The 7,411-nt window shown below is 64.5% G+C and carries 4 protein-coding genes; 1 reads left to right on the top strand and 3 read right to left on the bottom strand.

Annotation, left to right across the window (positions count from 1 at the left end):
• Nucleotides 1-1,116: PPE family protein (locus tag VMD50_RS11500; protein WP_325427878.1), on the bottom strand; the 1,116-nt coding region annotated here is incomplete at its 3' end.
• A gap of 238 nt (nt 1,117-1,354) precedes the next feature.
• On the opposite strand from VMD50_RS11500, the gene VMD50_RS11495 reads away from it, so the two are divergent.
• Nucleotides 1,355-4,528, top strand: a complete 3,174-nt coding sequence (locus VMD50_RS11495) for an ATP-binding protein (protein ID WP_325427877.1) — start codon at nt 1,355-1,357, stop codon at nt 4,526-4,528.
• Between the two features lie 41 nt (nt 4,529-4,569).
• Here VMD50_RS11495 and VMD50_RS11490 read toward each other — a convergent pair whose 3' ends face one another.
• The gene (locus VMD50_RS11490; protein WP_325427876.1) at nt 4,570-5,979 is read right to left on the bottom strand and encodes a selenium-binding protein SBP56-related protein; all 1,410 of its coding nucleotides are present in this window, start codon (nt 5,977-5,979) and stop codon (nt 4,570-4,572) included.
• Between the two features lie 345 nt (nt 5,980-6,324).
• Nucleotides 6,325-7,411: AmmeMemoRadiSam system radical SAM enzyme (gene amrS / locus VMD50_RS11485; RefSeq protein WP_325427875.1), on the bottom strand; the 1,087-nt coding region annotated here is incomplete at its 5' end.

The raw sequence follows: 7,411 nt of genomic DNA, 5'->3' as shown, positions 1-7,411 counted from the left end.
CGAAATGAAGCCGGCCATGTTGGGCACCACCGTGCCGGCGGTGCCTCCCTGCTGCAGCAACGGGTAGATCGGCACCTCGATCGTCGCGCCGGTCTGGTAGGCCATCACCGTGTAATCGAGCCAGTGAAAGATCGACGGCGCGAAGATGAACGCACCACCGTGGATCGCAACGACGTAGTCGCCGTTCGGATGAGCCGGCGTGATCTGCACGACCTGCATCCCGTTGGACGTGGTCTGCGTGACCGTTTCTCCGAGCAGCAAGGGCAACAACTTTGGCGGTGTGTTGCTGAGACCGATCCCAAGTAGCGGATTGTCTCCGGTAAACAGCTGTAGCAATGGCGAATTCGGCGCCAAAAGTTGGGCTTCGAATCCGGGGAACAGACCCAGGAGGGGTTTCACCGGGTACAGCGCAGCCTCTTCGAATCTGGTTGCCAGCGACGGTCCGCCGGTGAAGGTCCCCGTCTGCGTTGCGGCGAAGGGCGGAGCTGCCGGTGCCCCGAAGATGCTGCCAACGACGATGTTGGACAGATGGTTGAAGCCGTTGGCCACCGTCGTGGGGGCCTGCTGAATTCCTTGCTCGACGGAGGCGAAAGCGTTCTGCAGCGCTTGCTCCCAATCGCCTAACTGCGCGACCGTCGCCGACGCACTGGCGTGATATCCGCTCATCGCGGCGACGTCCTGCGCCCACATTCGCTCGTATTCGGCCTCGGCGGCCGCGATCGCCGGTGCGTTTTGACCGAACAGGTTCGAGAGCACCAACGACACCAGCTGACCGCGATTGGCCGTGATCGATCCCGGGTCCACGATCGTCGCCAGCGCGGCCTCGTATGCAATCGCCGCCGCCCGCGCTTGGGTTGCCGACTGTTCGGCTTGAGCGGACGCCCCGCCCAGCCAGTCCACATACCCGGCCGCCGCGTTGGTCATTGACGCCGAGGACGGACCCTGCCAGGCCTGGCCGGCCAGGTCGGACGTCACGGAGTTGAATGCGTTCGCCGCCGCGCTCAACTCACTGCGGATCCCGTCCCAGGCCGCCGCCGCCTCCAACATCGGCCCCGGACCCGGCCCATCGAGGAGCAGTACCGAATTGACCTCGGGCGGCCACACCGAAAAGTTCATCATCGCTCCCCTCGATCAGCCCATCAGCAGCCTTATTCCCGCAACGTACATAATCTGTTCGCGCACGGTGGGACATCACGGCCGGTCGGGCCGAGTAGATTCTCCCGCCTCGAAATAGACAAGATGCACGAGCCTCAAACTTCGTATCCCCATCACAATCTGCAAAGCCAACAGCGCCTCGTGAAGTGTCCGATCGCCTATCCTGTGTGAACCGGGGGCCCGGATCGGCGGAGGGTGGATGACCGCAGCGACCGCGTGCCGTACATGTGGCACCGAGCCGCGCGAGGGTGCACGATTCTGTGACGGCTGTGGTGCTTCAGTCCAAGACGGCGATGCCCGGGCGGAGTACAAGCAGGTGACCATTCTGTTCGCCGACGTGGTCCGCTCGATGGACATCGCCGCGGCAGTGGGCGCGGAGCGCCTGCGGGAGATCATGGCCGACCTCGCTGACAGCTGTGCCGCAGTTGTGCAGCGCTACGACGGCACCATCGACAAGTTCACTGGCGATGGGATCATGGCGGTGTTCGGTGCGCCGGTGGCGTTGGAGGATCACGCTATCCGCGCTTGTCGTGCGGCACTGGCCATTCAAGATGCGACCGTCCGACTGGCCGCCGACGTCATGGAGCGCGACGGTGTGGACCTACGGTTGCGCGTGGGACTTAACTCCGGTCAGGTGATCGCCGGTGAAATCGGCTCGGGGCCTTTCGGTTATACCGCCGTCGGTGAGCAAGTCGGCGTGGCCCAGCGGATGGAATCGGTCGCCCCGCCGGGCGGGGTGATGCTCAGCGCATCGACAGCGCGACTTGTCGATGGCGCCGCGACTCTCGGCGAATCTGAGCTGGTTGAGATCAAGGGCGCCGATGTGCCGGTGCCCGCCTGCCGCCTGCTGGGCATGGGAGACCGGCATCGCGCTGCCGAACGTGGTGAGTCCAAACGTGTTGGTCGGCGGTGGGAGATGTCCGCTGTCGAGGGTTTGTTGGGCCGTGCCATCGACGGGCGCGGCGCTGTGGTCGGCGTAGTGGGCTCGCCTGGCATTGGCAAGAGCCGTCTCGTGCGGGAAGTCTCTGCGATGGCGGCCACCCGGGGGGTCGACGTGTTCACCGCGTTTTGCGAGTCGCACACCGCTCACGTGCCCTTCCATGCCGTGGCGCGGCTGTTGCGTGCGGCCACCGGCGTCACTGGCCTTGACCCGCAGACTGCTCGCGATCGACTGCGCGCCCAGGTTCCCGACGCAGACACCGAGGACTCGCTACTTCTCGATGACCTGCTGGGCCTCGCCGACCCCGATGTGGAACTGCCGAATATCGATCCTGATGCCCGTCGGCGACGGTTGACGGCACTGGTGAATGCTTTTTCCTTGGCTCGGGAAACGCCAGCGGTTTATGTTGTTGAGGACGCCCATTGGATCGACGAGGTCAGTGAGTCGATGCTGGCCGACTTCTTCGTGGCGATCCCCCAGACGCCGTCGCTGGTGCTGATCACCTATCGCCCCGAATATCGGGGCGCATTGGCTCACGTGGCAGCTGCACAAACCATAGCCCTTGCGCCGCTGAGTGATTCAGAGACCGCTGCCTTGGTGGCCGACTTGCTTGGCCCGGACTCATCAGTTGACGCGCTGGGTCAGACGATCGCCGACAGGGCCACTGGAAACCCGTTCTTCGCCGAGGAAATCGTGCATGAACTCGCTGACCGCCGCGTGCTGCAAGGCAAGACGGGCGCATACACCTGCACGGCAGAGGTTGCCGAGGTGCGTGTGCCGGCGACTCTGCAAGCGACCATCGCTGCGCGCATCGATCGGCTCGACCCGAAAGCCAAGCGCACCTTGAGCGCGGCGGCGGTCATCGGCTCACGGTTCAGCCTCGACTTGCTGAAAACCCTTGGCATTGAACCCGCCATTGACGAACTCGTAGCAGCCCAGTTCATCGATCAGGTGAAATTCACCCCCCGACCCGAGTATGTGTTCCATCATCCGCTGATTCGTGCGGTCGCCTACGACGCTCAGCTCAAGTCGGATCGCGCCGCGCTGCACCGGCGCGTCGCGGCCGCCATCGAATCACGTGACCCGGCGGCGGCCGAGGACAACGCCGCGCTGATCGCCGAACACCTGGAGGCGGGCGGTGACCGGGATGCCGCCTACGGCTGGCACATGCGCGCCGGGGCGTGGGCGACCAACCGCGACATCGCGGCGGCGCGACTGAGTTGGGAGCGCGCCCGAACGATCGCCGACGCTTTGCCCGCCGATGATCCGAACCGGGCAGCGATGCGCATCGCCCCACGGACCATGTTGTGCGGGACCGCCTGGCGAGTCCACGAAAACATTGCCGACGACCGCTTCAACGAACTGCGGGAGCTGTGCGCGGCCGCGGGGGATAAGGCGTCGCTGGCGATCGCACTGGTGGGGCTGGTGGCGGAGCGCGCATTCAAGGACCGCATACCTGAGGCGTCGCAGTTGGCATCCGAAGCCATGGCCCTCATCGAGTCGATCGGCGACCCGACGTTGACGGTGGGCCTGTCGGGCGTGCCCATCTTCGCCAAAACGGAGAGCGCCGAGTATTGGGACGTCCTCCGGTGGTCACAAAGGGTCATCGACCTAGCCGACGGTGACCCGTCCAAAGGCAACTTCATCGTCGGATCTCCGTTAGCGGTCGCCCTCGCGCAGCGGGCTGATGCCCGCTATTCGCTGGGTCGCCCCGGCTGGCGCGACGACGTGGAGCAGGCCCTCGCCATGGCCCGAAGCGCCGACCCTATCTCCTTCACCACGGTCGTCAGCTACGTCTACTTCGGGGGGATACCCGGTGGCGTGCTGGTTGCCGATGATCGCTCGGTGCGCGAGAGCGAAGATGCCTTACGGATTGCCGAACGATCGGGCGACGATTTCGCATTAGCATCCGCCCGGATGACGCTGGGTCTTGCGCTGGTGCACCGCCAACCGGCAGCGGAGCGGGACAGGGGGCAGCAGCTGCTGACCGAGGTCCGCGAGATGTATGTGCGCTGGCAACTGCACCTCTGCGACTTGCCGACTGTCGACGTGTACTTGGCGCGTGAGAGGTTTCGGTGTGGAGATCGCGACGAAGCGATACGGCTTATGCGCACCGCCGCCGACGATCTGTTCCGGGAGGGACGGCTGCTCGGTTGGGGCATGACCGCTACGGGTGTTCTGGTGAATGCATTGCTGGAGCGCGGGGCCGACGGTGACGTGTCCGAAGCCGAGGCCGCGATCGAGCGGTTGGCAGCGGCACCGACCGACGACGGCGTAGTTGCGCGCGACATCTGGCTGCTGCGGCTGCGGGCTCTGCTGGCACGGGCTCAAGGCGATGCCGCGGAGTACGCGCACTTGCGGGATCGCTACCGCGCCATGGCGAAAACCCTTGAGTTCGAGGGCCATATCGCGTGGGCCGAGGCGATGCTTTAAAGGCGGTCGGCATTGTTGGTCAGTTGGCGGTGCGGTGAGGATTAGCTGTAGCAGTAGGAATCCGACGAAGCGTCGCCACCCTGCAGCCGGATCTGGTGTACGCGCAGGCCGCGGAACTCCTCGCCGTGCGGGAAGAAGTTTTCGTCGATGCTTAGCCCGCCGTCGGGGTTCGCGTCGAGCTTGGCCATCCACGCGCCGACGCCGTCGGGGTAGAACTGGTCGTCCCAAGCCCCGTATAGCGAGTTGGTGAAGTACACCCGCTTGCCGTCGCGGCTGACTTCGACCATCTGCGGCCCGCCTGCTAACGGCATATCGGGCATCGCTGGATGCGGTGCTCGGTCGATGATGCCGCCGAGCCGCACCGATCCCACCTGCTTTGGTTTCGCGGGGTCGGACACATCGAACTGTTTCATCTCGCCGGTGCCCCAGCAGGAGACGTAGAGGAACCGGTCGTCGACCGAAAGGTCAATGTCGGTGATGAGCGGCGGCACTGCAGCGAACGGCTTGAGCGCTGGAGGCAGGAGCTCCGGGTCGGCGGGCTCCGCAGCGATGGTGATGACCTTCTCGACCTTCCACTCGTGCTCGTCGCGGAACCAGCGCCAGACCGAGCCGGACAAGTCCTCGGTGGAAATCACGACACCGACGAAACCCCAGGCCGCCTCGGGGTCATGGGACGGGCGCACCTCCAATACCATCTGATGCTGGGCGCCCAGGTCGACCCGCTGGATGTGCTCACCCTTGGCAAGGTTCCAGAAATGGATGGCGTGCCCGTACTTTTGGCCCAACAACAATTCCGGCACGATGCCGTTCTCGATCATCGCGGGGCTGCCCCATTCGCTCGAGATCAGCACGTTCTGATTCAGGTGCCACCAAGCGTCGTAGTGGAAGTGCTGCGGCCCCCGGTCGGTCTCCCAGGCACGCAACACGTCGAAGGTGGCGTGGTCGAGCAGTGCGATCCCGCCCGGCCCGTCAACGTTGCCCTCCGGGCCGCCCAGGCAGGTAAGGAAGACCCCCTCCGGTCCGCAGTGCAGGGTGTGCGGACGCGAGTAGCCCGCGTTTTGGGACAGGCTCTTGTCGTCGATCGTTTTGATCAGCGTCGGGTTGCGTGGGTCTGGCTGAGTGTCGAACACATATATGTTGGACGATCGCAGCCCCGGAACCAGCAAGTAGCGGCGCTCAAGGCCGTCCATATCGTGTCCCTCGTGCTTCAGGGCGCTGCTGCAGGCATTCCAACCGAAGTGATGAAGCTCGTCGCCGCGGCCGGGCACGTCAGTCCAGCCGACCACCCGCCCATAGCTGTCAGAGCTCGCATTCACATCGACGACGGTCATCGCGTCGTGCCTGTGTGCGGCGCGGTCGAAGGCCACCACGTACGCCAGTTGCTCGGCGGGAGCGGCCGCCGCCTCCGCAGGGGTCCGGTAAAACGTCGGATCGACTGACGGATGAGCCATGCGAGGACCTCCCAACTGGGGCCGCTGATGCTGCACGACAAGCCGCACGCAAATACATCCAGTTGCCGGGAAATCGTAGTCTCAGCCCCGCACGCGCGGGCCACGATCCGCCGATCCAGCGTGGACTCATTGCCGACAATCCCAACAACTCTCGCACACAGTTGACGTTCGACGAGCATGTGAGGCGATGACCGCGATCGAAGCTATTCAGCCGCTGCCATTTATCGATGGCATCGGCTACGGCGAAGGACCCCGATGGCACAATCGCCAAGGCCGCCGAGCTGGGAGCGGTGTGCGGCGATCGCTATCTCGCTCTCCAGTAGGGTAGGGCGTCTCTTAAGTACTTCATGCCTCGAAGAGGTTGGCCCGGACAGGTAGCCGCCGCGGGCCCCACTGTCCGGCCGGGCCGTCGTAGACGCCGGCCAACTCCCAGTCACATGCTCGGCAGCGGCCATCGTCAGTCAGGGCATAGTGCCGCATGGCATACCAGTCGCGAACCACGACAGCCGATCCGCACCCTGGGCAAAAAGTGCTGTCACCCTCGGCGTCGTGGACGTTGCCCGTGTAGACGAACCGCAGGCCTTGATCGATGCCGATACGGCGGGCCCGCGTCAACGTGGCGGGCGGTGTCGGCGGTGTGTCTAGCATCTTGTAGTCGGGATGGAATGCGGTGAAGTGGACCGGTACGTCGATGCCGAGGTTCTCCCGGATCCACGCGCATTCGGCTGCGATTTCCGCGTCGCTGTCGTTGCGTCCGGGAATCAGCAGAGTGGTGATCTCCAGCCACACCTTCGTCTCATGCCGCAGGTAGACCAATGTGTCCAAGACATCGTGCAGATGCCCGACGCAGACCTTGCGGTAGAAGTCTTCGGTGAACGCCTTCAAGTCGACGTTGGCGGCGTCGATGTGCCGGTAAAACTCGGCGCGGGGCTCGGGGCACATGTACCCGGCCGTCACCGCAATCGCTTTGATTCCCCGATCGTGGCAGGCGTTGGCGACATCGGCGGCATACTCCCAGAAGATCGTCGGGTCGTTGTAGGTGAATGCCACACTGCGACAACCCAATTCGTCAGCGGTGTGCGCGATGTGCGCAGGAGTGGCCCTACTGGCCAGGGTGTCCATCTCGCGGGATTTGGAGATATCCCAGTTCTGACAAAACTTGCACGCCAGGTTGCACCCTGCGGTCCCGAACGAGAGCACGGCCGACCCGGGGAGAAAGTGGTTGAGCGGCTTCTTCTCGATCGGATCGACACAGAACCCGCTCGAACGTCCATAGCTGGTGAGCTTCACTTGGTCATCAATCCGGCCGCGGACGAAGCACAGTCCGCGCTGGCCCTCGTGAAGTTTGCAGGCGCGCGGACATACGTCGCACTGGATCCGCCCGTCGTCGAGGCGATGCCAGTGTTTGGTCGCGACAGTAAACGGGTCGTTT

Source organism: Mycobacterium sp. (assembly GCF_035506235.1).
Lineage (GTDB): Bacteria > Actinomycetota > Actinomycetes > Mycobacteriales > Mycobacteriaceae > Mycobacterium.
Note: the sequence above shows the minus strand (reverse complement) of the source record. Positions and strands in the feature narration are given on the sequence as shown.

Bases quoted from the DNA above. Each gene is read 5' to 3' on its own strand.
- VMD50_RS11490 (WP_325427876.1), bottom strand. From the start codon at position 5,979: ATGGCTCATCCGTCAGTCGATCCGACGTTTTACCGGACCCCTGCGGAG.
- VMD50_RS11495 (WP_325427877.1), top strand. From the start codon at position 1,355: ATGACCGCAGCGACCGCGTGCCGTACATGTGGCACCGAGCCGCGCGAG.